Raw genomic sequence first — 25,636 nt, 5'->3', positions numbered from 1 at the left:
CGGGCAGAGAGTAGACGACGGCTGCTTCTCAGCTCACGGCCTCGGAGGGCTCTGCGGTCTGCGCCGCATACTCTCCCAGTCGCTCCTCGACAGGGCCGGGCTGCTGCAGACCCTGGTCGAACAATCGCCCGATGTGCGCCAGCACCTCGGGCCTGGAGACGGCCGCGAAGAAGGCGTCGAGCTGAGGAGGGAACTCCGCGTCGTCGGGAAGCGTCAAGGGGTCGACCCACTGCTTGAGTTCCGCGATGGCCCGACGGTCGAAGCGTGCGACCCTCGCCGCGAAAGCTGTAATGAAGTCCTGGAAGTCGGCATCACTGATCGCCCGGTTGACATAGCCGTAGCGTTCCGCCAGGTCTCCGTCGAAATCCTCAGCACCGGCCATGATCTCGATCGCGCGGCCCCTGCCGACCAGACGCGGCAGGCGGGCCGGGGCGCCGGCCCCCGGCACTACTCCCGTGGCCATTTCGAATTGACCGAGCACCGCTCGCTCACGACTTGCAAAGCGGATGTCGGTGGCGAGGACGAACTCACTGCCGGCTCCGCGCACACGACCGCGGATCGCGCTGATGGTGACGACCGGAAGCTTGCTGATGCGGATCAGGACGTCCAGCCATGGATGCTGTCCGGTGGACCCAGGCGGCAGGCTGGCTTGCAGTGCCCCGTCGTCGGCGAGATCCCAGTGGGCTAGGAAGTAGTCCGGGTTCGCGCTCTCGAAGAGGATGACCGCCACCTCGGGATCGGCCTCTGCGGCCTCGACGATGGCGCGCAGTTCTACGACGGTTTGCGAGTCGATGAGGTTGATGGGCTGATTGTCGAAGCGTACGCGCCACAGGGCGGGGGTCAGCTTCACGATGCTGATCTGTGTCATGCGGCAACCATAGACCCCTAACTTGCAAAACAGAAGTCAGATGAGGCCTGGTAGGCTCTCTTTTTGCAAGCCAGGGCTGAAGAAGCCCCTCAGTAGGGCTCGAAGAGCTCTGTGCCGGACGGGAGGAAGCTGTGGCCGAGACAGCGCAAAGCACGGCCGACAGCAGCCGGACGTCGGATGCGCAGTCCCCGATGACCCCAGCGACCGATGCCTTCTGCTCCATCGAACGGACGGTGGGCATCGTCGGTGATCGCTGGACGCTGCTGATCCTTCGCGAAGTACTCACGCGTGGCGTGACCCGCTTCAACGAGCTGACCAGGGCCTTGGGCATAGCGCCGAACATCCTGACCAACCGTCTCGATCTACTGACACGGTCGGGCATCGTCACCAAGCGGGAGTACCGAGAGGAAGGATCCCGCGCCAGACTGGCCTACCATCCCACGGACGCCGGCCGTGAGCTGCTCGTCGTCTTGGCTGCGCTGGGCCAATGGGGCGATGACCACGTCCCTCCGCCGGAAGGAATCGCGCAGACCCGCCAAACCACCGACACCGGGGAACAAGTGCGTCTCGGGTTCGTGGCCGACGCCTCCGCGCTCCTGCCGACCGACAAGGTTGCCTTCGTCTACACACCCGAAGGCGCGGCACGGATGAGGGACAGCGGCCTCATCAACTGAACCCGCCCGGCAGCTCGCGGTGGCGACCGCTACCGCAGGGCTCGGGGTCGCCGGCGAGGAACGCCGCCATCGACCGCATCCGATCGATCGCTTCTCGCGTATGACGGAGCACAGCAACTCCCTGCGGCGGCGGGGAGAGGCTGATCAGCAATTCGTTGTGATCGCGGAGGTGCTTGCGAATGTCGAAGACTGCGGGCCTGAGGCGCTGGCGTGACGTCCGAGCAGGCGCCGGTTGAGCCACATCGTGGCGACGGTGTCCAGGAGCGGGAGGACCAGACGGTCATCCGCCTCCGAACGGTCAAAGGCGGCGCGGTACCACCAGGTCCCCTCCTCGATCCAGCGGACACCCTCGGCATTGCGGTCGAGGAAGGGGTGCTGCATGCGGCCAGCGGCGACGCGACCGCCGCTCGCGGGAAACCAGGATCTGCAGCGGGACCAATGCCCCCATCCCTTGCGGGGGTTGCGCCCGACTACCGGCTCAGGCGGGGGAAGAGGCGAGCCGCGTTCTCAAACAGTAGGGCTTGCTTCCCGTCGGAGGGCAAGAAGTCGTGGGTGACGAGAGTCGCGGCGAGCCCTTCGACTACCCAATCCGCGGTGAAGGGATAGTCGCTGCCGTACAAGAGCCGTTCGGCTCCGACCAGTTCGAGCAGAGCCGGCAGGGCGCGTGGCAGGGCGAGTCCAGCCACGTCGTAGTGCAGTGTCCGCAGGGCGTTCACAACATCGATGGGTGGGTCGGTCTCGAGGAAGGCGAAGGCGGCGACCCGGTCGGCGAGCACCGGCAGTGCGGCGCCAGCATGCGGGATGATGAAGCGGATATCGGGATGGTTCGTCAGCACCTTGTTGAGGACGAGTTGAGCGACGGCCCGGGTGGTGTCGAAGGGGAACTCGATCATGGGGCGGGGACGCCCCAGGCACGTGTCGCGCCAGCCCGCGGGCGAGGTGGGATGCAGCAGCACCACCGCTCGACGGCGGTCGAGTTCGGCCATGAGGGGCTCGAAGGCGGGGTCTCCCACGTAGGTACCGGCATAGTTGGTCAGCAAGACGATGCCGTCGGCGCGCAGGGTGTCGAATGCGTAGGCGACCTCTGCTACAGCGGCTTCGACGTCCGGCAGGGGCAGTGAGGCAAAGAGACCGAAGCGGTCGGGGTGGGCCGCGACCAGGTCTGCCCCTTCCTCATTGACCGTGCGGGCCAGCGCGACGGCGCGAGCGGTGTCACCGAGGTGCACCCCGGGGGAGGACACGGAGAGCATCGAGACGGCGACGCCGGTGGCGTCCATGAGGGCCAGTGCGTCGCGCGCGGTCCAGTCGGGGATGGCGGGCATGCCGTCGGGGTGGTCGTGCCCGGCGGCGATCATCGCCTCGCGCAGCGAGGGGGTGATGTAGTGGGCGTGTACGTCGACGGCGCCGTGGAAGGGTGCTGACTTACCGAGTGGGGAGGCTGTGTCCGCGGTATGGGCTGAGGGTGAGCTGGACGGGCTGGACACAGTCGTCTCCGGTGAGGTCGTGGGACGGGGCTTCGCTCGACAGCTTCCTGCACCGCATCCGTCCGGACCGCTTCCGAGGTTCATTGTGCGGCTGCCACTGGCTGGGTGCTTGCGTTGAGCAGTTCAGAGGCCGACGAGGGCCATCTGGTCGGAGACGTGGTCGGCGGCTTGGCGGACCGCTACGACGGCGGCGTCAAGGGCGCGGTCGGACACTCTGTGCTCCAGGGCGGCAACGCTCAAGGCGGCGATCACGTCTCCGGAATCCGCTCGGATCGGAGCCGCGATACCAAGGATGTCCGGGTCCAGTTCGCCTCTGCTCACGGAGTATCCATCGGTACGGATCTGTGCGAAGCGATCGATCAGAGCGTCGGGGTCTGTCACCGTGCGCGCCGTGAAGCGCTGGAGGCGTTCGGTGGACAGCAGATCACGGCACTGCTCCTCGGGGAGCCAGGCGAGCAGTACCTGCGCTGACGCGCCGGCGTTGACGGGGAGCATGCTGCCGCGTTCGTAGGAGATGCGCACGGGATGGTCCGCCTCGCAGCGCTCGAGGCAGATGGCTGCGGCGCCGGAGCGGCGGGTCAGCAGCACTGTTTCGCCCAGTTGCGTGCACAGCTCCTTCATGACGGGCAGGGCGATGTCGGACAGGCCGTACCCGCGCCTGGCGAGGCGAGCGAGTTCCAGGGTGCGCACACCGAGCCGGTAGCCGCCGGCCGGGTTCTCCTCCAGGAAGCCGCTGTTGACCAGCGTCTGCAGATAGCGGTAGGCAGTCGAGCGTGCAGTTCCCAGCGCTGCGGCCACCTCTTGACCGGAGACGGTCAGCCTCTCCTCGGAGAACAGTCCGAGGATGTCCAGCGCCTTGTCGGCGGTGGAGTTGCGCTCTCGATAGTGGCTGGTGGAAGGTACTGTCCCCGACTCGCGTCCTGTCATACAGGACAGTGTAGCTGTCGGCTGTGGCCCGGCGCTCCCGCGCCCGACGGCGGGCGCGCGCAGCCGCGTGGCGACGCGACGAGCGGCAGTGGACTGCGGCATGAGACTGGGAGTCACTGGACCGGCTGGTATGCCTCGTCGCCGTCATTGAGCAGCCGTTCGGCTTCTGCGTAGATCTCCTCCGGCGACAGACCGAGGTCAATGCTCTTACGGAAGGGCTGGCGCACGTCGCGTTCGATGCGCAAGTACACCTCGTTGCGATTTCCCTCGGGGTCGAAAAAGTAGATACCCAGGGCATTGCCATGGGTGACCTCCTGCTGGACGGTGACCCCTTCCCGGGCGAAACGGAGGTGGAAGGTGCGCAGGTCTTCCAAGGTCTCAACGCGCCAGGAGATCTGGTGCTGCTGCTTGTCACCCAGGGGCGAGGTGCGCCCGGCCTGGAGCACGAACTCGTGGTGCTCGTGTTCGGGTTGGGCGCTGAAGAAGACGATCTGCAGGTTCTCGTCCTCGTCGGTCACGGTGAGCCCCATGACGCGCTCGTAGAAGTCCCGCATCTTCGGCAGGTCGTAGACCCACAGTCCTGTGTGGCCGAGCCCACTGATGGCCATCTCGCAGCTCCGATCTGTCTAGCATTTCAGGACCGCTGTCCTGCATACTGCAACAAGCGTACGATCAGACGCGGCATCGGTCAATGAACGAAAGGGTGCACGGATGCGCCTTGCGACTTTGCGAACCAGTAACGGGACCCGGGCGGCCCTGCGTGACGGGGACTCCTACGTCCTGCTCCCGCACTCTGACGTGGGGGCGCTGCTCGCCTCGGACGGCGGCTGGCAGCGGGTGGCCGCCGGCGAGGAAGGGGAAAGGCATATCGATGTCGGCGCTGCCGATCTCGCTCCCGTCGTTCCTCACCCGAACAAGATCATTTGTCTGGGTCTGAACTATGCGACGCACATCAAGGAGATGGGCCGGGACACTCCTCGCTATCCCACGCTGTTTGCGAAGTACGAGGGTGCGCTGGTCGGAGCCCGCGACCCCATCACTTTGCCGATGGTCAGCGACAGCGTCGACTGGGAGGCGGAGTTGGCGTTCGTCATGGGCCGCACGGCCCGTCATGTGCCCCGGGAGTCGGCCTTGGACTTCGTCGCCGGCTATACGGTCACCAATGATGTGACCGTGCGCGAATATCAGCGGCGTACTCGTGAGTTTCTGGCAGGCAAGACCTTCGAGGCGACGACGCCGCTGGGGCCGGAACTGGTCACGGCTGACGAGTTCGGTGGCGCGGAGCCTGATCTGGAGATCCGGTGCGAGGTGGACGGTGAGGTGATGCAGCGGTCTCGCACGTCCGACCTGCTGTTCGGCGTCCGCGACATCGTGGCTTATGTCAGCGCCATCATCACGCTGGTCCCTGGTGACGTGATTCTCACCGGCACGCCCGGAGGCGTCGGAGACGGCCGTTCCCCCAAGGTGTATCTGCGGCACGGACAGCATCTGCGCACTGTCGTCGAAGGACTCGGCGAGACCCTGAACGTCTGCGTTGCGGAGAGGCAGGCCTGACACTGCGGCAGACCGCGAGAGGCCGCTCCGGGTGGACGGCGATGCGGCAAGTACCCGGATGCGGCCAACAAGCGTGTGACGCCCTGGCTCAACTCGCGTTGCGACGCGGGCTGAGCCTCTCTTGCGTCGCCGCGTTGCGCGGACTCCCCCGAGGTTGCTGTCCGCAGGGCTGCACCTACCAACGTCGTCAGCGGTTGTCGACAGCGTGAACGAAGTGCTTGATCTCCTGGAACTCCCCCAACGCCCTCGGGCCGTTGAGGCGTCCCACACCGCTCTGCTTGAAGCCCCCTTCCTCGAACTGATCGTGAATGACGCCCCAGTTATTGATCCAGACAGTGCCGGCATCGAGGCGCCTGCCCACGGCCAGAGGCCTGTCGACGTCGCGGCTCCACACTGAGGCCGCGAGACCGTACTCGGTGGCGTTGGCCCGGCCTACGGCGTCGTCCTCGTCGTCGAACATCTCGAAGGTGGCCACCGGGCCGAAGATCTCGCGCTGGACGATCGACGCTTGGGGATCGTCGACTTCGATGAGGCTCGGCCGCAGGTAGGCGTCTGCGCCTTCGGGGTTCAGCAGTCCTCCTCGGACAAGGGTGCGGCCGAATGCGGAGGCCGAGACGACCAAATTGTCGATGCGCAGGGCCTGGGCGCGGTCGATGACGGGGCCCATGGCTGTTGCGGGGTCCTGGTCCGGGCCGACGGGCACGGCTTCCAGGGCGGCGATCAGCCGGGTGCGTAGTTCCTCGGCCACTGGCCGGTGGGCGAGGATGCGACTGCCAGCCATGCAGAATTGGCCGGAGAAGGTGGTCACCGCTGCCGTCAGCACGGGGACGGCCGCATCGAGGTCGGCATCGTCGAAGACGATCATGGGCGTCTTGCCGCCCAATTCGAGCGAGCACGGCTTCAGATGCTGCGCAGCCTGCTGCATGATGACGCGTCCCACCGCGGTGGAGCCGGTGTAGCTGACCACATCGGTGCCCGGGTCGGAGACCAGCAGGGGTGCTCCTTGGTTGCCCGACTCGGTGAAGGCGTTGATCACGCCGGCAGGGAGGGTGGTGGTGGCTGCGATGATCTCGAAGAGCAGGCCATTGGTGAGAGCGGTCTGGGCGGGCATCTTCATGGCCACCGTGCAGCCGGCTGCAAGCGCGGGTGCGAAGGAACGCACAGCCAGGACGATGGGCGAGTTCCAAGGAACGATGACTGCGGCGACACCGGCGGGCTGGTGGATGGTCATCGAGTAGCTGCCCGGCCCGGTCTCGGCGGCGCGGCCGGTGTCGGTCAGGGCGAGGGCTGCGTTGTAGCGCAGTTTGGGTATGGCTGCATCCACTTCCATGGCGGCGTCGGCGCAGCGCTTGCCGTTCTCGTGGACGAGCATGCTGATCAGCTCGTCTCGGCGCTCGGCCATCCGGTCGGCCATCTCGAGCAGGGCGCGCGCCCGCATCTGCCGGTCGCTGGCCCAAGACGTGGTGCGAAAGGCCTGGCGTGCCGCGTCGATGGCGTGGCGGGCGCTGGTGGCGCCGGCATCGGCGTAGCTGCCGATGGCCTGGCCAGTGGCCGGTGAGCGGGAGACCCCGGTGGCGTGGCCTTCCTGCCACTGGCCGTTGATGAGGTTGCGGACGTGCGGCAGGCTCATCGGCCCTCTCCTGGTGTGTGGTGGTCGAAGCGGATGACCGGCTTGATCGTCCGTCCCGAACGGGCGTCCTCGACGGCGAGGTGAAGTTGGTCTTCGGAGTAGAAACGGACGAACTTGCGGTAGGGAAGGCGTCCTCGTCGCGCAAGGTCGATCAGTGAAGGAATGAAGGTGACGCGGTCGCTGCCTCCCTCGGTGACGCCCCGCACGGTGCGCCCGTCGATGAGGGCGTTGACGTCGAAGGAGGCCCTGCTTCCGGCGCTCGGGGCTCCGATGACGGCGACGGTTCCTTGAGCGGAGACCGCGGTGATGGCCAGTTCCAGCAGTGCCGGGATGCCGGTTGTCTCCACGATGTGTGTCGGTCCCGCGGGACCGGCTAGTGCACGCAACTGCGTTGCGAGGTCTTCCTTGCTGCTGTCGATCGTGTGAGTGGCGCCCAACTCGGTCGCCAGGTCCAGGCGGGCGGGCACCACATCCACGGCCACGATGGTGCGTGCCGGGGTGAGACGGGCCGCCATGACGGCGGACAGGCCCACTGCTCCTGCACCGAACACCGCCAGGCTCTCGCCGTGAACTGGGCGCAGAAGATTGAGGATTGCTCCTGCACCGGTTTGGATTCCGCAGCCGACGGGGGCCAACTGGGCGAGTTCGCTCTCGTCGGCGACATCGACGTGGACCACGCTTTGGGCGGAGACGACCGCGTGCCGTGCCAGGGAGGATTGTCCGAAGAAGAGTCCGCCGAGCGGTGCACCGTCCTGTGTGCGGATGGGGGTGGTGCCGTCCGGACGGGCGGCGTGGAAGTTGAGCGGGAAGTAGGTGTCGCAGGCGGTGGGCCGGCCGGTGAGGCAGGATCGGCAGCGGCCGCAGGAATTGAAGGAGAGCACGACGTGATCGCCCGGCTCGATGTCGGTCACTTCGGGTCCCACCGCTTCGACGGTACCGGCGCCTTCGTGACCGAGGACGGCGGGCAGGGGCGTGGGCAGGCGTCCGGCGAGGACGGACAGGTCGGTGTGGCACAGGCCGGTCGCGACGAGCCGCACGAGTATTTCGCCGGGGCCGGGGTCGTCGAGGACGGCGCTCTCCCAATGGAAGGTGTCCTCGCCGGTGCGGGCCACGGCGACATTGGTGGAGGTGGGCACGTGCATCTTCTTTCTGGGAGGGGTGATGCGGCCGAGTGTGGTCGGGGGACGTCATGCGCTGCGGTGAGGCAGATCAGGCTCCAGCGCTGGCGCCGTCGATACGGCGGTCAACGCGTCAGTTCGGTCAGGGCCCGGGCCACGGCCGGGATGTCGTCCGGACCCATGACAGCCGCGATGTAGCGGTCTGGCTTGACCAGGATGAACCTGTTGCGGGCGGAAGCGAGGGCGTGTTCCAGGCTGCCGTCGGCGTCGGCGACAGCGGCGCGTGTGCCGCCGGACGGGGGCAGTCGGTCGCCCAGGCTTATGTCGATGCGTCGTATGGGATCGACGCTGCCTGACCAGCGTATGCAGTCCACACGTTGCCAGGCTGCTTCGGGTACGTCGATGCCGAGGAGGGCGAAGGACGGGCCGAGGACTTCGTCGAGCGGGCTGGGACGCAGACTGGGGGCGACCAGGACACGTGGCTGCGGGAGCTGGGTGCCGGTCAGGGGGTGGTCGCCGATGACGAGGCCGGCTTGCTGTCGGACACGGGGACGAAAGCGCATCTCTGTGAGGTAGCGCCGCCCTGGCGGACAGAGCATGAGTGTGCGAGCAGCGGTGTCACGCAGCCAGGCGCGACGGCGGTCGGTGGTCATGACGATGTCACCGAGTCGTTCCGAGTAGCGGACCATGGCAGTGGCGTGAGGGCGGCGTTCTACTTCGTAGGTGTCCAGCAGTCGGTCTGTGGCTCTGCCGCGCCAGACCTCGTCGATCTTCCATGCGAGGTTCGCGGCGTCTCTGATTCCCGAGTTGAGGCCTTGACCGGCGAAGGGCGGCATCATGTGCGCGGCGTCGCCCAGAAGCATGAGGTTGCCGTCTCGCCAGCGATCGGCGATGACTGCGTTGAAGGTGTAGGTGAGGCAGCGCTCGACCTGCTCTTCCGTCAGTGTCCGGTAGGGGGCCACGAGGCGGCGCAGGGTCCTGAAGTCGGGCTTTTGGCCCTTCGCGCCCTCTCCGGCGTGCAGGAGGAACTCATAGCGGCAGCGTCCGTCGCGGCCTGGGACGATCACCGTGGGGCGGCCGGGAGTGCCGTGGTGCATTCCGTACCGTTCGGTGTGGGGGTCGCCCAGGGTGTCGGCGACCAGCCACACCTGGTGATGGCTGGTTCCGGTCATCCCTATGCCGCGTAGCTCGCGTGCGGTGGAGCGTCCTCCGTCGCAAGCCAGGACATAGCAGGCCTGGAGGGTGGTGGTCTCGGTGCCTGCGGAGGTGCGCAGGGTGGCGACAGATCCGGAGCCGCCGGGGTTGTCCGTGACGGAGAGCAGTTCGGTGGAGAAGCGGATGTCCGCTTCCGCGCGGGACTTCAACTCGTCCAGGAGCAGTCTTTCCAGTTCCGGTTGGGCGAACTGGCTCTTGAAGGGGTAACCGAGGCGGTGCGGCCCGGGTCCGCGAGCGTGGAAGAGAGGGCGGCCCTTGCGGTCGTAGTAACGGGTTCCGGTGCCGGGAACGACGATGTCCAGGACCTTGTCCGCGAGCCCTGCCGCCTGAAGGGCCCTCAGCGATTCGTCGTCCAGGCTGATGGCCTTCGCCTCGTCACTGGTGGAGGCGTTGCGCTCGACGAGAACCACAGGCACCCTGCGGGCCGCCAGGAGGTTGGCCATGGCCAGGCCGACGGGTCCGCCGCCGATGATCAGGACGGGGTGTTGAGGGGTCACTGACCGTGCACCGCCGTTCTGACCATCACGGACAACGCCTCGTGACTGCGAGCCGGACTGGATGTGGAGGTGACCCGTGTGTGGTTGTACACGGTGCCGAAGGGGTGGGCGCGTCTCACAAGCTCCGCTCCTGTCCTGACATCAAGGACGCATGTCCTGTTTAACAGAAAGCATAGAAGGTGCGGCGCCGAGAAGCGAGAACGAGATGCCGGCGTCCGTGCCGTGCTACGGGCAGGTGTCGCCGTGATACGCGTGTGCGGCGCCGGCGGCAGGCACGGGCTTCTGAAGTCTGAAGGTCTTTCAGATGCTGGCTTCTGTAAGCCTGATTCGGGCGCTGTACCTCATCAACGCAGCGGTCGATGCTCGTGGCCCAGGCGCGCCAGCGCTGCACAATGAGGTGCTGCCGGGCCGAGCGGGGCGCCGGTCAGGCCGTGCGCAGCGGCCTCGCGGCGACCTCTTGCGCCTCGTTCGCGGGAAGGCCGAGCATTCTCAGCAGTAGTTCCGCTACCTGCTCGCCGGACGTTCGGGGGGCCTGTTCCGCATGGCTGCAGCGGTACTCGACCAGCCCGGCGAGTGCACCGCCAACGGTGAAGAGGGCGGTCCTCGGGTCGCTGATGTGGAAGCGGCCCGAGGCCGCAGCCCTTTCCAGGTCACGCAGGGCGCGCGGAGCCAGGCCGTTGTTCTTGCTCAGTGGTTGTAGAAGGAGCCGAACCCGACGTCCGCCTGTTCGGCGATGCGCTGGATGCTGACATCCATGCCTTCGGACTGCGCGTGGCCGCTCGGCGTCGCTTGTGTCGGGTGACCGGTCTGTCCGGCGGCTGGGTCATGTCGTCACGGTAGCCAGCGTGGTCGCGTGATCACTTTGAACTGCCCCTAGTTCAAATGCCGTTGGTCAATGTAGATGTTCGCGCAGGAAGTCGACCTGCTCGGTGACGACCTTCTCGTAGGCGGCACCGACGTACGGGGCGAAGTGGCCCCCTTCGTACAGGGACATCCGAGCGTGCGGCGCCCTTTGCACGGCGCGACGTACGGGGTCGACCGGGGTGATGTTGTCGGTTGTCCCTGCCTGGAGCAGCCAGGGGCAGCCAACGCGGGCGGCGCGCTGCACGGGGCGGTGCATACCGAGGCGTAGCAGGATGCGGGCGGAGATGTCGGTGGACGGCGGCTCCTGATCGGGGAACATGGCCAGGAATCCTTGCAGCGCCTCGTCACTGGCCATGGCGGCCCGGGTGCCGGCTCCGCCCACTGCCGGCACGAGGTAGGGGGGCCGGTTGAGGGCGGCCCGGGCGACGTCACGTAGGCCGGCGCGGCTGAGGGCCAGTGCTTGCGCGGGTGGCGTGCTGCGCAGGGTCGTATGACCGTCCAGGAAGGGGTTCATCGAGATCACAGCCGCGATGTCAGGGTCATCGGCCGCGGTGAGCAGCACATGTCCTCCGCTGAAGGACGTGCCCCACAGGGCGATCTTGTGGGCGTCGACGTCGGGCAGTGCCCGCGCGAACCTGACGGCCGCGCGCCAGTCCTTCAGTTGCTCCTTGATCGACGTCAGGTGCCGCGGCTGACCGGAACTGTCGCCGAAGTACCGGTAGTCGAAAACCAGGGCGTTCAGGCCGGCGGCGGCGAAGCGCCCGGCGAAGGCGTCAAGGCGGCCCTCACGCGTGGCGCCCAGTCCGTGGGCCAGGACGACGCACGGTCTTGGTGACTCGGCCGCGGCGGGACGGTACAGCCACGCAGCGCAGTCCTCGCCTTGTGACGAGAACGTCGCGTCGGTGCGGTGGTAGGTAGGAGAAGGCAGATCGCTGGGTGTCATGAGGAGGTCCGTGAGGTGTGGAGGGCCGCGGAGGGGCGGGGGGTGTAGTGAAGCGCGTCGTCGTCGAGAGGAGCACGGCGGAAGGTGACCAGGTCGCGTAGGTAGTTGTTGCCGGGACGCCAGGGATCCTTGGCCCCGCTGCGCGGGAACCGGTCGATGGAGCGCTGAACGTATCCGGCGGAGAAGTCGAGAAGGGGCCGGTGTGCGGAGCCGGGCGGTTCGGTCGGGACTACCTGGCCGTGGCCCTTGCGGTCCATGTGGGCGAGCAAGCGGCAGACGAAGTCGCTGACCAGGTCGGCCTTCAGGGTCCAGGAGGCGTTCGTGTAGCCCATGGTGAATACGAGGTTGGGCACGCCGCTGAGCATCACACCCCGGTAGGCGGTGGTGCCCGAGAGGGTGACCTCGGCGCCGTCGACGACGAGTCGGACGCCGCCCAGGCCCAGCAGATCCAGCCCTGTGGCGGTCACGACGATGTCCGCAGGGATCTCCTGCCCTGACGCCACGCGCACGCCCGTCTTCGTGAAAGCGTCGACGTGATCGGTGACCACGGAGGCGCGGCCGTCGCTGATGGCTTCGAACAGATCACCGTCCGGCACCACGCACAGCCGCTGGTCCCAGGGCTTATAGCGCGGATTGAAGTGGGTGTTCACGTCGTAGTCCTTGGGCAGCAGCCGCTTGAGCTGACCGCGGATGACAGCTCTGCTCACACTGGGAACGCGCTGGCCGAGCTGGTAGGAGGCGGCATTGATGAGGATGTTCTTCCAGCGGACGACGGGGTATGCGGCGCGCTCGCCGATCAGGCGCCGCAGACCGGTCGCGACGGGATCCCTGGCGGGCAGGGAGAGGATGTAGGTCGGGGAACGCTGCAGCATGGTGACGTGCGCAGCGGTGCGAGCCATGGTGGGGACCAGCGTGATGGCGGTCGCCCCACTGCCGATGACGATGACGCGCTTGCCCCTGTAGTCCAGGTCGGCGGGCCACTGCTGCGGATGGACGATCTGCCCGGCGAACTGGTCCTGCCCCTCGAACGAGGGGTTGTAGCCCTGGTCGTAGCGGTAGTAGCCGGTGCACATGTATAGAAATGAGCACGTGATCGTGGTGGTGGGTCCTGCAGTGCCGCTGTGACGAACCTCGAGGGTCCAGCGGGCGTCGGCGGAGGACCAGGATGCGCTGATCACACGCTGGCCGAACCGGATGTGCTGGTCGATGCCGGCTTCGCTGGCCGTTTGCCGTATGTAGTCAAGGATTGACGCCCCGTCAGCAATGGCCTGCGGTTCGCGCCAGGGACGGAAGCTGTAACCGAACGTCTGCATGTCCGAGTCGGACCGGATGCCCGGGTATCGAAAGAGATCCCAGGTCCCGCCCATCGCGTTTCGGGCTTCAAGGATCGCGTACCTCTTGTGAGGCAGGGAAGCTTGCAGGCGCCAGGCAGCGCCGATGCCGGTCAGCCCGGCTCCCACGATGAGGACGTCGACGTGCTCATCGTCCTCATCACCCTGGACGGGCTCACGAACCGTGTCTTCCCTCTGCATGTTCTCCCTCTCGACAAGGCTTCATCAACTCCGATGAAATAATCAACTTGGACCCAAAGGGGTGTCAAGGGCAGGTGTTGCACCTTCGAGCGGTCGGGAGGACTCGGGCCGACGGACGTGGTATGCCTCTGAGGTGGCCTGCCCACCGTCGGCTTCCTATGCGTGGGTGTCGCCGAGCCGAAGAGGGCACCCAGGCACACCGGCCACCCTCCGGTGGCCGGTGCCCGCTGCCGCAGCCGATCCGCGCCCGCCCGATGCTCGGCGACCGTCTTCGACTGCAGCGCCGCCCGCAAGGATGGGGCAGGCGGCGTGTCACGTCCGGCTGACCGCGATCCGGCGGTTGCCCGTGGTGAAGGCCTGAAGGGTGGAAGGCGGGCGGGGCTCAGCAGGGTGGTACGACGCCTGTCACCTCTCGCCGAGCCGAGGGAAGAGCCCCAGGGCGTTGCCGGCGAACATGCGCTGCTTGTCTCCGGCGGACAGGGCCGTGGTGGTGCCCAGTTGACCGGCGAGCGCCTGTACCACCACGTCGCTGGTGAAGGGGTAGTCACTTCCGTACAGCAGTCTGCTGGAGTCGACGAGGTTCAGCAGTGCCGGCAGCGCGCGCGGCAGGGAGAACCCGGCGACGTCGTAGTACAGGCGCTTGAGTGCGCCGATGACATCGACCGGCGGTGTGCTCAGAGTCGCGAAAGCCGCGATGCGGTCTGCCATGACCGGCAGGGCGGCACCGGCGTGGGGAACGATGAACCGGATTCCCGGGTAGTCGGCGATGACGTTGTCCAGGATCAGTTGCGCGACCGTCCGCGTGGTGTCGAAGAGGAACTCGACCATGGGACGGGGGCGCCCCAGTGCCGTCGCCTCCCAGCAGGCCGGGGAGGTCGGGTGCAGATGAACCACCGCCTTGCGCTTGTTCAGTTCGGCAAGAACGGGACGGAAGGTCGGATCACCCAGGTAGGTGTCCTCGTAGTTGGTTTCCATAGCTATGCCGTCCACCTGAAGGACGTCGTAGGCGTAGGCGACCTCGGCGACCGCCGCCTCCACGTCCGGCAGCGGCAAGGACGCGAACAGGCCGAAACGCGACGGATTGGCCTTGACCAGGTCCGCCCCTTCTTGGTTGACCAGCCTTACCAAGGTCCGGGTCTTGCCTGCGTCTCCCAGGGCGAATCCAGGCGAGGAGACGGACAGCATAGCCACTGAGATGCCGGTGCGATCCATTACCTGCAGCGCCTTGTCGGCACTCCAGTCGGGTATGGCGGGCATGCCGTCGGGCTGGCTGATCCCCGCGTCCAACAGCGCCTTCCGATAGGCGGGCGTGACGTAGTGAGCGTGCACGTCGACCGTCCGCGGAGGAGGTGCCTGCCCCTTCCCCCTGTCGGCAGCAGTTGCGCTCGGCACGGTTGCGGCCTGGGCCGGCGCGGCCTGGCGCGGGCTGATGTTGAGGCCCAGCCCGCCGACGGTCACTCCGGCCACCCCGATGAGGGCTCGTCTCCGTGTGGTCATGCTGCCTCCAGAACCAATCGGGGGGGCGGCCAGTCGCCGCCAACGCGATGATGGAGGGATCGTAACTGAGGAAACCATCAGTTAAATGTCACGGGAGAGCAAAGAAACACTGCCATGGCAGCGCGCAGGAGGCAGACGCCAGGACGTCTTCACGCCGGGCAGTGGGGGCGGCCCCGCCCCATCACCATCCTCTACTGCACGGGCACCGTGTGACCGGCCCTGAGGCTCTCCCCCTCGATCCCGGCTATGTGCAGGCGGCAACCCGGTCGACATCGTCCAACAGGGAGGCGGAGCAGGGCGCGAGGCGAGTCAGCAGTGATCTGTTCAACAGAGCTCAACTGATTCAGCTCTGTCGAGCTAACATGACCCCACCGACTGTCCACGTCGAGCGAACCCACCGAAGGGTGTCGCCTTGAACCGCGGAAAGGCAAGGTGCGACGCGGTCCCTCGCTGCTTGCGGAGGTTGCTCGTTCGGTCGGCAGTTGAGTCATGGCTCAACGGCACTTACGCTGATGACTCGTCAGCAGCCATCCATCTAGCGGGAGTAGGGCGACTCACGCTTTGGGCCTGCGTACACGCCTCGACAAGGTGAAGCCGCAGGATCGTTGAGCAGTGAGGTAGCGCGGCCATGCCGCCGTCTCGGGTGGCGGCGCGCTTGCTCTTCTGATGCCAAGTCCTGCAGGGAGGTGCACTGTGCAGCAGTTCGCAAAGGCAGACGGCCGGAAGCCGCGCCGGCCTGAGCGATGAGCGCTCGACGAGCGGGCACATCGAGCGGCCAGGTGATCACGCCACTGCGGGGACCGATTTGGACCGCATCTTTTTCTCCATGCCAACCGATTGCTCACTTCCCCCCTCCCCCTCTGATCTCGAAGCATCCCGGCGCTAGCGCTCCAATCCGCCCCACCTCGCTACCCCCTGCGCATTAAAAGGAACGGTACGTCCGTGGCGACCACCAAGTCCCCCCACGCTTCGCCCCGCAAGGACCACCCCATCCCACACCCTGCCTCCACTGCCGGTCGTGAACCCCCGCCCCGTAATGCCTCCTGCCTTCCGGCTTCGCTGGCCATCTGTACGGTGCGTGCTCACTCCAATGATCTGATTGTCACCGCCGCTGAACCGGGCTTTTCCCGACCATTCGGCCTAGCCGTGAAGGACATATACGGACGCAGTCTCCTCAGCCTTCTGCAGTCAGCCGAGCTGGATCGGATCAAAGAACGCTTGAGTTCCCTCTCCTCGGGCCGTACGTCTCGATTCACCGAAGAGGTCACGGGCAAAGCCAATGATGGCGGCTTCTTCCGTGCGCACATCACCTGCGTTGCCGCAACTGATGTGTCCGGTGAAGTCCACAGCGTCGTCGTCTTGCTGTGCGGCCCGGCCCGTGCCGCCGGGCAGGACACCGCCTTGACGGACGGGGGCGCGCCCCTCCTCAGCGCTCTCGACGCCCGGGTGCTGGAGGGCGTGGCTTACGGCGAATCGACGCTGCAGTTGGCCTCTCGCCTATATCTGAGCCGCCAGGGCATCGAATATCGCATCGGTCAGATGCTGCGCAAGTTCGACACCCCGAACCGACCTGCGCTGGTCTCGCGCGCGCACGCGCTGGGGATATTCGCCGCCGGGCAGTGGCCGCCGCGCGTGCGGCCGGGCCGCATCAAGCCATGAGGCGCAGTGCCCAGAAACGCGGGGCACGGCGTCACTGCGCCACGGCCCGCGTGGATGGCTGCATCGCGGCACCGCCCTGTCTCCGACGCAGGGCACATTCGGCCCCTTACGACGTCCGCGCTGCGCGGCTCACGCCGCTTGGGTTTGCCGTACGTGCCGAAAGTAGCAGCGGGCGGGGCGCACAGTGCTGACAGCGCGTGAGCACCTGGGCCGTCTCCTCCTCGATCAGCCCCTGGGGTTCGCGCAGGCTGCCCGGCCCACGGTCGATGACCAGCAGCGCCTCATGGATCGCGTCGGCCGCGTTCTCGCGGGCGATCGGCTGGCGGATTCGGGCGACGCAAGCGTGATGCGCTCGAGCTTGGGAGCGCGGGGCAAGGAGGTCAGGATGGGTGACAGCTTGTTGACGACGGATGTCGGAGGATCCCGGAGGTCAGACCGAGCACCCCGTGACGGGGCGCCGTCCGGCTGCCGGCACCAGTCGCACGTGGAGGAAGCGACCGCGCTGGTTACCGCCGACTTGTGTCGCGGCGGGTGACCCGACGCGTCATCCGCCGACGCACCATCGACACCGCTCACGAGCAGACCTCGCACTGCTGCGGTCCGAGCAAGCTGCTGCGTGACGAGCCACCGGCTTCAGGACCCTCCATCCGAGCCGGCCGCCACCGACGGTGTCAGGGCAGCCCCGCAAGGGCTGCCCTATCCGTCCTTGCCTTGGATTCGGATTTAGCCCACCACCCGAACCACAGACTTCCCCGCTCCGGGAGCGGCCTGTTCCGTGATCATCCGAGGCACCTCGTCAAAGCCGTACACCCGGCCCACCGGTGTGGTGATTGCACCCTTCTTCGCCAGGTCGGCCAGACGGCTCCATACTGCGGCCTCCGCCTCAGGGTCGTCATCCGGAATTGCCAGCACGCCAACCGCCGAGTAGTTCCGCAGCAGCATGTCCATCGGATCGAGCGCGACAGGACTTCCACTCGCAAGGCCGATCATGGCGATACGCCCATTGCGTGCCAGGCTCTTGACGGCTGTAGCCGCTGTTTCACCGCCTACTGGATCGTAGATCACGTCGACGCCGCGCCCGCCCGTGATCCCGGCGACCCGGGCAGTCACATCGTCCGTCCGGTGGTTCACCACATGGTCCGCACCGAGCCTTGTGCAGAAGTCGGCCTTCTCCCGACTGCCCACGACGGCGATCACCGTCGCGCCAAGAGCCTTACCGAGTTGCAGAGCAGTTGCGCCGCTGCTGCCGGCGGCACCCAGAATGAGTAGGCTCTGCCCGGGATGCACCGGGGCGCGCTCGACCAGCCCCGCGTAAGCAGTACGGAAGCCGACGGGGAACCCGCCGGCCTGTTCATCCGTCAGGCCATCGGGAATTCGAATCGCGGAAATCTCCCGGACATAGGCGTACTCCGCATACCCACCCCATCCATCCAGGAACGCCGTAACACCCGTGACCTGGTCACCGACCGAGAACCGCGAACCCGGCGCCACAGCGACGACCTCCCCGGCGGCCTCTTCCCCGAGTCCGAAGGGAGGAGCACCCAGCAGGGGAAAGTGGCCGCCCGTCATCATGAGGTCCGGCAACCCGGCCCCCGCAGTCCGCACCCGGACGAGGGCCTGCCCGGGCGACGGCTCCGCCCACGTCACCTCCTGCAGTTCGGCCGCATCCTTCGGCTCACCGAATCTCACCACGCGCCACGCGCGACCTTTGAACATGTCACTCCAGCCTTGATGATCGCTGCTGCATCTGTGAGCCCGCCGGGGGGGCGTCAGGGCGGGCGCGGCAGCTTCACCAGCACACGGGCGCGACCACCACCCGCGGGCTCGTCCGCGCTGTCTGTTGGGCGCCGTGACCGGGTTGACGAGTCGAAGAGGGTCGGCGTCTGTCAGTGACCGGGACGATCAAGACGGTGAAGCTCTCACCGCGCACCGGGGCCGTCCCTCGCGACGCAGGCGAGGTCCGCGCATGGCACAGCAGCACGCATCTGGCGCTCGACGTCGTCCAGGTCGACCCGCACGTCGTTGATCTTGCGCAGCAGGGTTCGCCTGCCGCGGAATCGGACATGCCGTTCATCGACTACTCCGACGAGGTCCTCGGTGGTCCACGTCGTCGGCCCTTCGGCCGGCCGCGCTCCGGACATCACGAGCGGGGCCTCTCCCCACCGGTGATTCCGAATTGAGTCGGCCCGAGCGGAAGACATCGAGCACAACGTCATGCTGATCAAATCCTGCGCCGACAAGAGCGTCGTGCACTCCGCCCAGCGTAGCCAGTCGGTTGGCTGCGGATTCGTCGGCCTCGACGCGCACCGTACGTCCCAGGTCCCGGACCCGCAGGTCGCGTACCTCAGCACCGTCCTCGTCGAGGAGGGCACGGATCGCGGATTCGGCACGGTCGATCCGGCTAAGTCTGAATCCAGTCACCTCCAGGCCGTACTGAATCCTGCTGGCCAGACATGGTTGGGCAGGCTTGTCCCAAGTGGGTAGGCCCCACTGTCGGCTGAGCAGTCGCACGTCGGCCTTGGTCAGGCCGCTGTCCCGTAGTGGAGCGCGGATGCCCAGTTCCTCCGCTGCGCGGATGCCAGGACGGAACGGGTCCACCGCGTCGTCGGCGTTGGTGCCTGTGGCGACCTGGGTGTACCCATGTGCGGCGGCCAGTTCGGCGATGGCTTCAAGAGAGTGAGCCTTGCAGAAGTAGCAACGGTCCCGGCCGTTGGCTCGGTATCCGGGACTGGCGAGCTCGTTGGTACGGGGAGTGAGATGAACGACACCCAGGCCATGAGCGAATGCGCGAGCGGGGGCCAGTTCGTTGGCGGCCAGGCTTTCTGACACGGCGGTCACCGCCAGCACACGTGAGGGTCCCAGTGACCGGACTGCGGCCGCGAGCACCAGTGCTGAGTCGACGCCGCCGGAAAAGGCCACAGCGAGCGGGCCGATCGCCGTGATGGTCTCGCCAAGACGTACGTCTGCCGGCGTGCTCTTCCGCCTTCCGAAGTCCCTCGGCGGTTGCGTGTCGTAGTCATCGATCGTGTTCATCGGCGGAGGCTTCCTTGCTCTGAGCTGGCTGGCGGACCAGGGCCCTCGCGCGAGAGGCGACGTCGCGTAGGGGAAGGGAAAGGTCGCGGGCGGCCCGAGCAAGGTCCTCGTGTTCGGGTTTGCTGCCGTGTGGGCCGTGCTTGATCCGAATGGTGTGGCCGCGGACCTGCACTGTTTGGGTGGAGCGGGCAAGCACGGCCCTCTGTCCGACCGCGATACGGACCCCCAATGTGCCGGTCTCGGCGGCCACCAGGTCGATGAGTGCTGCGGCGTCCTCCGGTCGGGCCAGTACGTGCAGCACGTGCGCGGGTCGCCCCTTTTTCATCGTCACCGGTGTGCACCAGGCATCCAGCGCTCCGCCTTCGAGGGCACGCTCGAGCGTGTAGGCCAGTGTTTCTGCCGTGACGTCGTCCAGGTTGGTGGACAGCGTGGCTACGGTCTCACGGTGATCTGCCGTGAGTTCGGTCGTCAGATCTGCGGTTCGGGTTTCCCGGCCGATCGTCGCCACAGTGGTGTTGGGGCGATCGGGGAAAGATCGAGTGCCCATGCCATACCCCGTGCTGGTCACGCGCATGGCAGGCATACGACCGAATGTACTGCGGGCACCTACCAGCAACGCCGCGCCGGTCGGAGTGACTGTTTCCACGTCAAGGTCGCTCCCGATGACCTCGGCGTTCTGCAGAAGTGCCAAGGTTGCGGGCGCGGGTGAGGGGAAGGTGCCGTGCGCGCAGTGCACGGTTCCCCGACCAAGGGGAAGAGGCGCGCACACGGTCCGGGTGACCCCGAGATCGTGCAGCGCGGCTGCGCAGCCGACCACGTCCACGAGGGTGTCGTGTCCTCCGAGTTCGTGGAGGTGTACTTGGTCGGGTTCGGTGTTGTGCAGGTGCGCCTCCACGCGAGCCACGGCGGCCAGGGCGGCGACGGCGATGTCTGCCACTGGTGTGCGGGCGCGTCGAGCCATAGTGATCAGCTCGCCGGCCCGGCGGGAGGCGACGGAGTCAGTGACCTGTATCTGCAGGCGAGTGCCTTTCAAGCCGTGGTCGACGACAGTGTGAGCTTCCAGGTGCCAACCTGTCAGCCCGGTGGACGAGATGGCGGCCCGTACTGCTTCGATGGACGCTCCCGCGTCGATCAGGGCCGCGAGGAACATGTCTCCGGCCAGCCCTGTGAAGGGATTCACCCAGCAGATCACCGTGCTGGTCCGTTCCGGTGGAGCGCGGCACCGGCGCGCTGATGGTGCGTGAAAGCCTGGTTGAGTCGGTGGGCGGCCATGGCCGCTCCGAAGCCGGAGTCGATGTTCACCACAGTTACCCCTGCCGCGCAGGAAGCGTGCATCGCCAGCAGTGCGGTGACCCCGTCAAGGGACGCTCCATAGCCGGTCGACGTGGGAACAGCGATGACCGGGCGAGCGACCAATCCGCCGACCACGCTGGCGAGCGCCCCCTCCATGCCGGCGATGACGATGACGGTGTCGGCTTCCCGCAGTTGGTCTGTGGCGGCGAGGATCCGGTCCAAGCCGGCCACTCCGGCGTCATGGATTGCTGTGGTGTTCATCCCCATCGCGGTACACACCGCTTCGGCCTCGCTGGCCACTGCGTAGTCCGAGGTGCCTGCGGACACCACGGCGACGTGGAAGGCTCCAGGAGGAGCCGGCCGGTAGACAAGGAGTCGGCCGTCACGGTGGTAAGTGCCGCCTGGAACGGAGTGGAGGACTTCGGCTGCCGAGTCGGGATCGAGGCGCGTCACCATGACCACCCCGGAGTTGCAGGCCAGCAGACGGCTGACAATCTCCCTGAGGTGGGAGATGTCCTTTCCTGGCCCGTAGACGACTTCCGGGACGCCTTGCCGGTGCTCCCGGCCGATGTCGAGCTGAGCGAAGCCCAGGTTCACAATGTTGGTCATCGTGTGCCGCCAGCGAGGTAGGGGATGGTCTGAGGGCCTTCAGGGAGGATGCAGGCCCGTGCGCCGGTGCCGGCCTCGGCGAGAGCGCGAGCAAGTGTCTCCGTGACGTCTTCGGTCGCCTCGAGGTGGGCCGTGGCGAGATCGTCGCGACTGAGGTAAGAGGTGTGCATGATGACGCGGCTGCTTGCCTGGACGCGGGCTTGAATCTGCACCTGCCACTGGTCGGGCACCGTGGTGGTGCGACTCTGGATCTCTTGCAGCAGCGCCTGCGGGGAGACGGCCGAGGCGAGGACTTCGCGGTAGGAGCCGTGATCGGGAAATCCATCGCGGCACTCTGCTGCACAGATGATGGTGCCGCCGGGCCGGGTGACCTGGTGGGCAGCCGACATACCCTTCACTGCCTGATACAGGTTCTGGTCGAGGGGGTAACCGGAGTTGGTCGTCACCACGACGTCGAAGGGTGCGTCGACGGCACGCATCGCCAGTTGACGGGCCGCGGCTGTGGCGGCACGGTGCATGCTTCCCAGTTGTCCCCCGAAGGCGGCGACGACCTGCTGATCGCGGTTGAGCACTACGTCGAGGGAAAATGTCACTCCGGTTGCTTCGGCGATGACCCGGATGTCGTCGTGAACAGGGTTTCCGTGGGTGACTCCCCAGGTTGCGTGAGGGTCACCGATGCGACGAGCGTCATGGAGGACGAGCACGGTCTCCAGCGCCGCAAGGCCAGGAGCGACCAGCTTGGGTCCGCCGGAGAAGCCGGCGAAGAAGTGCGGCTCGACGAATCCGGTGGTGATCCGAATGTCCGCGTCGACCCATGTTCTGTTGAGCCAGACGGGCACACCGTCACCGAAGGTACCCATCCATTGCAATGCGGAGCTGTCCCGGGCGTCATGGTTGATGATGCGCACCGAGTTCACGACGTCGTCGCCGAACATCCGCCGAAGTTCTTCCTCGCTGTTGCCACGGTGGGTGCCCGTGGCAACGATCACGGTGATGTCTTCGAGCCGGACAATGCCGCTGAGCTCGTCGAGGATCGCAGGGATCATCAAGTGCCGGGGCTGCGGGCGCGTTCCGTCACAAGCCGAGATGGCGACTGTCTGACCTGGGTGCACCGACTTGCGCAGAGGCAAACCGGCAACGGGTGAACGCAAGGCTTCGACTATCGCGGCGCGTTGATCGGCAGCAGCCGGATGATGGACGGGCTGCACAACCGTTGTCACATCGGGGTCGTAGGTGATGTCAAGGCCAACCTCGCCGTATGCGAGCTCGACCGTCCCGTTGCTGCTCAAGGCTTACGCCTCCTTAGAGTACTGACACCTGACCACCAGGTCGCCATAGCAACATAAACAAACGTTGATTATCTATGTCGCCTGCTCGGTGTAATCTCACCGCACTCCACTGTGGCGCGGCCAGCCGAGACAACTGACGGGATAGGGCTCCGGGAACGGCCCCGCCGGTGGCTCAGGGCATGAGCGGCGGGCCTACGATCTGGATGCCGTGCTTGGCTGCGACCCGCGTCAGTTCCGCCGGATCAGGCGTCTCGAACGGCGCCGGTACGTCCAGCGGCACTCCGACTTCGGCCACGAACCGGTCGAATCCGGCCGGGGTGTGGAGTGTGAGGAAGCGGGCGGTGGGTGACGTGACGACGAATCCATGAGCCAGACCGCGCGGGAGTAGTGCCAGTCCACCCGGCCCGACCTGCAACTTTTCATCCCCCACCTCGACGCGCAGTTCGCCGTCGAGGATCAGGAAAGTCTCCTCGTCCGCTTCGTGCCGGTGCAGTGGGGACATGTACCCGCGCTCGCCATGGTGCTCCAGCAGCGCAAACTGCCCGGTCGTGTCCGCGAAGCCTGCCCGCGTGCGCACCACAGCCCCCAGGAAGTTCACGGCCGCCTGAGTGTCAGAGTCGGTGAGGACGGGTGAGGTGATGGCGGACGAAGTGTCGCTCATGATTGTTTGCATCTCCTTGGGCCCTGCGGGGGCTGGTGGCGTTCGCCGCCGCGCGTCGTTCTGTTCCGATATCAGGCGAAGAAGTGCAGCACCTGGGCGCCGAAGTCCTCCGGGTGCTGGAAGAGGAAGCCGTGGCCGGCGTCGCCGTAGAGGATCGTCTTCGAGTTGGGCACCGCCCGGGCCATGGCGTATGTCTGATAGGCGTGTTCCATGACGTCGTGGGCGCCGTTGGCGAACAGGGCGGGGACGGACAATTCACTCAGTCGGCCCCAGGCGGAGTTCGTGCCGTTGTTCCACTGGAGGATCGCGCTCATCTGTGCCGCCCGGGCCTCGGGCGAAGCATCCTGTCCCGATGCTGCCAGCCGCCGGTCGATGCGGCGCAGGGAGGCGAGTCCGGCAGCGCGAGCCTCCTCGGTCTCCGGGTGGAAGAGGAAGAGGAAATCTTCGTCAACGTTGGTCTCGCGAAGGGCGTGCTCGGGCACGCGCGGGTCAGGGCCCGGGTTGTCGGGAACTCCGCCGGGGCCGCTGCCGGCCACGACGAGCGCGCTCACACGGTCGGCGTGCTCAAGTGCAAGATCGAGGCCGATGAAACCGCCCATCGACCAGCCCAGCACGTCGACCTGGCCCAGTTCTAGCGCGTCGAGGAAGGAGACCACGATCTCGGCCATGCCGCGAATGGTGTCGGCGGTCCTTCCCTCGGAGTACCCCACGCCCGCGCTGTCGAAAGCAATGACGCGGCGCTCGGCCGCGAGGACCTCAAGGAAGGCAGGATCCCAGTGATCCAGGGTGCCGCGGAAGCGGTGTAGGAGAACGATGGGCTTACCGGTGCGAGAGCCGAAGTCACGGTAGGCGAGCTTGCCGTGCGGAGTGTCGGTGTAGTGCGTCTCGACGCTGTCAAATAGGTAGTTACTCATGGGACTTCCTCTCGATGGAACGGGAGTCTCGGCGGGCTAGAGCGTGAACAGACCCGCCGGCTGCAAGGCCGCCGTCGACGCCACGCCGATATGTCAGTACGAGGACGGGCTCACCGCTCGCAGTGCACGGTGGCGAGCGTTGGGCGTTCCGGCAACCGGACGGTCGCAGCCTTCACCGAGAAACGCCGACGCCGGTCGGGCTGAAGACGATCTTTCCGCTGCGGCCCGGCCGCCGTGCATGCCGGACCGCCTCCTCGTACTCCTCCAGGGGGTAGGCTGCCTCGATCGTCGTGGACAGCGTGCCGTCCGCGATCAGTTCGTCGATCTGCTTGTAGACGGTCTCGATTTCCTCGCGGGTCGCTGAGTCGAGCCAGTTGTTCAGCCAGAAGCCGTGTACGTGAAGGTTCTTGAAGATGTGGGGTACCGGCGGAACGGCGACCGGACTACCGCTCAGGAACGCGTAACTGACGACGTTGGCTTCCTTGGCCATGAACGGGACGAGATCGTTCACGGCCTGGCCGCCGACGCCGTCGAGGACGAGCGGGAGCTTGCTGTCGCCAAGTGCTTCGGCCACGTTGGCCGCGTAGTCCTCGTCACTGACGACGACGGCGTCGGACCCTGTCTCGCGCAGTGCCGCGGCGGCGTCGGCTCGGCGTACCACGTCGAGGACACGTAGCCCCTGCTTGTGGGCAAGAGCTCTGATGAAGTCAGCGAGGCCCGAGTTTGCCGCGGTCTGGGCGATCCAGGTGCCTTCCGGCAGATCGCGGCCGTAACGGAGCACGAGGACGGCGGTGGCCGCATTGATACCCACGGTGGCGAGTTGGTGAGGATCGCTGTCCAGGGAGACGCGCACCACGAGGCGCTCGTCGGCGACGACCTGCTCCTGCCAGGTTCCCGGCTGCTCGGCGGGAAGCACGAGGACACGTTCGCCCAGCGCGACGGAGGTCACCTCGGAGCCCACTTCAACGACCCGTCCCACACCCTCCGAGCCTGCCGGCGAAGGGAGTGCGGGGCGGAAGGGGTAGTGCCCCTCTATCAGTAGGAAGTCCGACGGGTTGAGGGGTGCCGCCTCGATGGCGACTCGGACTTGATTCGGGCCGAGGCTCTGCGGAGGGGTCTCGGCCAGATACAGCCCTGCCGGGCTGCCGTACTCGCTGAACTGTATCGAGATCAATGTCGTCTCCTTGCTGGTAAGCGGCAACACATCGCTCCGCGGCGTTCCGGGTGGTCCGTATGGGCTGGAGTTCGGTTTCGAGCAGCGCCAGGAGTGGTGAGTGGCGTGCGGCTGCGTGGAGACCCGGTGACTGCCCAGCCTCTTCCACCGATGTGGGCGCGTCTCGACTCATGCCTTGTTGAAGCGTCTCCCATGGGCAAA

Annotated in this window: 22 protein-coding genes and 1 pseudogene; 3 read left to right on the top strand and 20 right to left on the bottom strand. The window is 66.7% G+C overall.

Annotated features, from left to right (window positions below; translation table 11 throughout):
- Window positions 1-28: 28 nt before the first annotated feature.
- Window positions 29-868, bottom strand: coding sequence for an enoyl-CoA hydratase/isomerase family protein (locus E4U92_RS18680; protein ID WP_137301579.1), 840 nt, complete (start codon window positions 866-868; stop codon window positions 29-31).
- 131 nt (window positions 869-999) lie between these two features.
- Between E4U92_RS18680 and E4U92_RS18675 the strand changes: the two genes are divergently transcribed.
- The gene (locus E4U92_RS18675) at window positions 1,000-1,542 is read left to right on the top strand and encodes a winged helix-turn-helix transcriptional regulator (RefSeq protein WP_229862943.1); all 543 of its coding nucleotides are present in this window, start codon (window positions 1,000-1,002) and stop codon (window positions 1,540-1,542) included.
- A gap of 144 nt (window positions 1,543-1,686) precedes the next feature.
- Here E4U92_RS18675 and E4U92_RS18670 read toward each other — a convergent pair whose 3' ends face one another.
- The 4 genes from E4U92_RS18670 to E4U92_RS18655 form a co-directional block, all read right to left on the bottom strand.
- Window positions 1,687-1,923, bottom strand: a complete 237-nt coding sequence (locus tag E4U92_RS18670; protein WP_137301578.1) for a glycosyl hydrolase 2 galactose-binding domain-containing protein — start codon at window positions 1,921-1,923, stop codon at window positions 1,687-1,689.
- 89 nt (window positions 1,924-2,012) lie between these two features.
- A complete protein-coding gene (locus E4U92_RS18665; RefSeq protein ID WP_229862942.1) occupies window positions 2,013-3,026 on the bottom strand; it encodes an amidohydrolase family protein in 1,014 nt (337 codons plus the stop codon).
- A gap of 123 nt (window positions 3,027-3,149) precedes the next feature.
- The gene (locus E4U92_RS18660; RefSeq protein ID WP_137301576.1) at window positions 3,150-3,953 is read right to left on the bottom strand and encodes an IclR family transcriptional regulator; all 804 of its coding nucleotides are present in this window, start codon (window positions 3,951-3,953) and stop codon (window positions 3,150-3,152) included.
- 113 nt (window positions 3,954-4,066) lie between these two features.
- Window positions 4,067-4,561 (bottom strand): VOC family protein, encoded by a 495-nt coding sequence (locus E4U92_RS18655; protein WP_137301575.1) that lies wholly within the window; start codon window positions 4,559-4,561, stop codon window positions 4,067-4,069.
- Window positions 4,562-4,751: 190 nt separating this feature from the next.
- Here E4U92_RS18655 and E4U92_RS18650 point away from each other — a divergent pair, with 190 nt between their 5' ends.
- Window positions 4,752-5,507, top strand: coding sequence for a fumarylacetoacetate hydrolase family protein (locus E4U92_RS18650; protein ID WP_308433311.1), 756 nt, complete (start codon window positions 4,752-4,754; stop codon window positions 5,505-5,507).
- 187 nt (window positions 5,508-5,694) lie between these two features.
- Here the strand turns inward: E4U92_RS18650 and E4U92_RS18645 are convergent, their stop codons facing one another.
- The 7 genes and pseudogenes from E4U92_RS18645 to E4U92_RS18620 form a co-directional block, all read right to left on the bottom strand.
- On the bottom strand, window positions 5,695-7,137 hold the full coding sequence (locus tag E4U92_RS18645; protein WP_137301573.1) for an aldehyde dehydrogenase family protein: 1,443 nt from the start codon (window positions 7,135-7,137) through the stop codon (window positions 5,695-5,697).
- Complete coding sequence (locus E4U92_RS18640) at window positions 7,134-8,279, bottom strand: NAD(P)-dependent alcohol dehydrogenase (protein ID WP_373311601.1); 1,146 nt, start codon at window positions 8,277-8,279, stop codon at window positions 7,134-7,136. The genes E4U92_RS18645 and E4U92_RS18640 overlap by 4 nt, the downstream gene beginning before the upstream one ends.
- Before the next feature lie 101 nt (window positions 8,280-8,380).
- Window positions 8,381-9,967, bottom strand: coding sequence for a bifunctional 3-(3-hydroxy-phenyl)propionate/3-hydroxycinnamic acid hydroxylase (locus E4U92_RS18635; RefSeq protein ID WP_137301571.1), 1,587 nt, complete (start codon window positions 9,965-9,967; stop codon window positions 8,381-8,383).
- 424 nt (window positions 9,968-10,391) lie between these two features.
- Window positions 10,392-10,667, bottom strand: a pseudogene (locus tag E4U92_RS37160) (TetR/AcrR family transcriptional regulator); the annotation flags it as partial.
- 192 nt (window positions 10,668-10,859) lie between these two features.
- Complete coding sequence (locus E4U92_RS18630) at window positions 10,860-11,774, bottom strand: alpha/beta hydrolase (RefSeq protein WP_137301570.1); 915 nt, start codon at window positions 11,772-11,774, stop codon at window positions 10,860-10,862.
- On the bottom strand, window positions 11,771-13,306 hold the full coding sequence (locus tag E4U92_RS18625) for a flavin-containing monooxygenase (RefSeq protein WP_137301569.1): 1,536 nt from the start codon (window positions 13,304-13,306) through the stop codon (window positions 11,771-11,773). The genes E4U92_RS18630 and E4U92_RS18625 overlap by 4 nt, the downstream gene beginning before the upstream one ends.
- Window positions 13,307-13,711: 405 nt before the next feature.
- On the bottom strand, window positions 13,712-14,803 hold the full coding sequence (locus E4U92_RS18620) for an amidohydrolase family protein (RefSeq protein WP_137301568.1): 1,092 nt from the start codon (window positions 14,801-14,803) through the stop codon (window positions 13,712-13,714).
- A 942-nt stretch (window positions 14,804-15,745) separates the two neighbouring features.
- On the opposite strand from E4U92_RS18620, the gene E4U92_RS18615 reads away from it, so the two are divergent.
- Window positions 15,746-16,462, top strand: coding sequence for a helix-turn-helix transcriptional regulator (locus E4U92_RS18615; RefSeq protein ID WP_137301567.1), 717 nt, complete (start codon window positions 15,746-15,748; stop codon window positions 16,460-16,462).
- Window positions 16,463-17,185: 723 nt separating this feature from the next.
- Here E4U92_RS18615 and E4U92_RS18610 read toward each other — a convergent pair.
- The 8 genes from E4U92_RS18610 to E4U92_RS18575 form a co-directional block, all read right to left on the bottom strand.
- On the bottom strand, window positions 17,186-18,178 hold the full coding sequence (locus E4U92_RS18610; protein ID WP_137301566.1) for a quinone oxidoreductase family protein: 993 nt from the start codon (window positions 18,176-18,178) through the stop codon (window positions 17,186-17,188).
- 354 nt (window positions 18,179-18,532) lie between these two features.
- On the bottom strand, window positions 18,533-19,495 hold the full coding sequence (gene larE / locus E4U92_RS18605; protein WP_137301565.1) for an ATP-dependent sacrificial sulfur transferase LarE: 963 nt from the start codon (window positions 19,493-19,495) through the stop codon (window positions 18,533-18,535).
- A complete protein-coding gene (larC, locus tag E4U92_RS18600) occupies window positions 19,479-20,687 on the bottom strand; it encodes a nickel pincer cofactor biosynthesis protein LarC (protein WP_137301564.1) in 1,209 nt (402 codons plus the stop codon). The genes larE and larC overlap by 17 nt, the downstream gene beginning before the upstream one ends.
- Window positions 20,684-21,397 carry a nickel pincer cofactor biosynthesis protein LarB gene (gene larB / locus E4U92_RS18595; protein ID WP_137301563.1) on the bottom strand — a complete coding sequence of 238 codons (714 nt, stop codon included), beginning with the start codon at window positions 21,395-21,397 and terminating at the stop codon, window positions 20,684-20,686. The genes larC and larB overlap by 4 nt, the downstream gene beginning before the upstream one ends.
- Window positions 21,394-22,686 carry a nickel-dependent lactate racemase gene (larA, locus tag E4U92_RS18590; protein WP_137301562.1) on the bottom strand — a complete coding sequence of 431 codons (1,293 nt, stop codon included), beginning with the start codon at window positions 22,684-22,686 and terminating at the stop codon, window positions 21,394-21,396. Before larA ends, larB begins: the two co-directional genes overlap by 4 nt.
- A 172-nt stretch (window positions 22,687-22,858) precedes the next feature.
- Entirely contained in the window at window positions 22,859-23,347 is a 489-nt protein-coding gene (locus E4U92_RS18585) for a cupin domain-containing protein (protein ID WP_137301561.1), read from the bottom strand.
- Between the two features lie 71 nt (window positions 23,348-23,418).
- A complete protein-coding gene (locus E4U92_RS18580; protein ID WP_137301560.1) occupies window positions 23,419-24,261 on the bottom strand; it encodes an alpha/beta fold hydrolase in 843 nt (280 codons plus the stop codon).
- A 172-nt stretch (window positions 24,262-24,433) separates the two neighbouring features.
- A complete protein-coding gene (locus tag E4U92_RS18575) occupies window positions 24,434-25,435 on the bottom strand; it encodes a zinc-dependent alcohol dehydrogenase family protein (RefSeq protein ID WP_137301559.1) in 1,002 nt (333 codons plus the stop codon).
- Window positions 25,436-25,636 lie beyond the last annotated feature (201 nt).

This window comes from Streptomyces galbus, assembly GCF_005280195.1.
GTDB classification, from domain to species: domain Bacteria; phylum Actinomycetota; class Actinomycetes; order Streptomycetales; family Streptomycetaceae; genus Streptomyces; species Streptomyces galbus.
Note: the sequence above shows the minus strand (reverse complement) of the source record. Positions and strands in the feature narration are given on the sequence as shown.

Coding starts and splice junctions, on each gene's coding strand:
- E4U92_RS18585 (WP_137301561.1), bottom strand. CDS start 23,347: ATGAGCGACACTTCGTCCGCCATCACCTCACCCGTCCTCACCGACTCT.
- E4U92_RS18645 (WP_137301573.1), bottom strand. CDS start 7,137: ATGAGCCTGCCGCACGTCCGCAACCTCATCAACGGCCAGTGGCAGGAA.
- E4U92_RS18580 (WP_137301560.1), bottom strand. CDS start 24,261: ATGAGTAACTACCTATTTGACAGCGTCGAGACGCACTACACCGACACT.
- E4U92_RS18655 (WP_137301575.1), bottom strand. CDS start 4,561: ATGGCCATCAGTGGGCTCGGCCACACAGGACTGTGGGTCTACGACCTG.
- larB (WP_137301563.1), bottom strand. CDS start 21,397: ATGACCAACATTGTGAACCTGGGCTTCGCTCAGCTCGACATCGGCCGG.
- E4U92_RS18640 (WP_373311601.1), bottom strand. CDS start 8,279: ATGCACGTGCCCACCTCCACCAATGTCGCCGTGGCCCGCACCGGCGAG.
- larE (WP_137301565.1), bottom strand. CDS start 19,495: ATGAACACGATCGATGACTACGACACGCAACCGCCGAGGGACTTCGGA.
- E4U92_RS18620 (WP_137301568.1), bottom strand. CDS start 14,803: ATGACCACACGGAGACGAGCCCTCATCGGGGTGGCCGGAGTGACCGTC.
- E4U92_RS18630 (WP_137301570.1), bottom strand. CDS start 11,774: ATGACACCCAGCGATCTGCCTTCTCCTACCTACCACCGCACCGACGCG.
- E4U92_RS18660 (WP_137301576.1), bottom strand. CDS start 3,953: ATGACAGGACGCGAGTCGGGGACAGTACCTTCCACCAGCCACTATCGA.
- E4U92_RS18625 (WP_137301569.1), bottom strand. CDS start 13,306: ATGCAGAGGGAAGACACGGTTCGTGAGCCCGTCCAGGGTGATGAGGAC.
- E4U92_RS18680 (WP_137301579.1), bottom strand. CDS start 868: ATGACACAGATCAGCATCGTGAAGCTGACCCCCGCCCTGTGGCGCGTA.
- E4U92_RS18670 (WP_137301578.1), bottom strand. CDS start 1,923: ATGCAGCACCCCTTCCTCGACCGCAATGCCGAGGGTGTCCGCTGGATC.
- E4U92_RS18610 (WP_137301566.1), bottom strand. CDS start 18,178: ATGTTCAAAGGTCGCGCGTGGCGCGTGGTGAGATTCGGTGAGCCGAAG.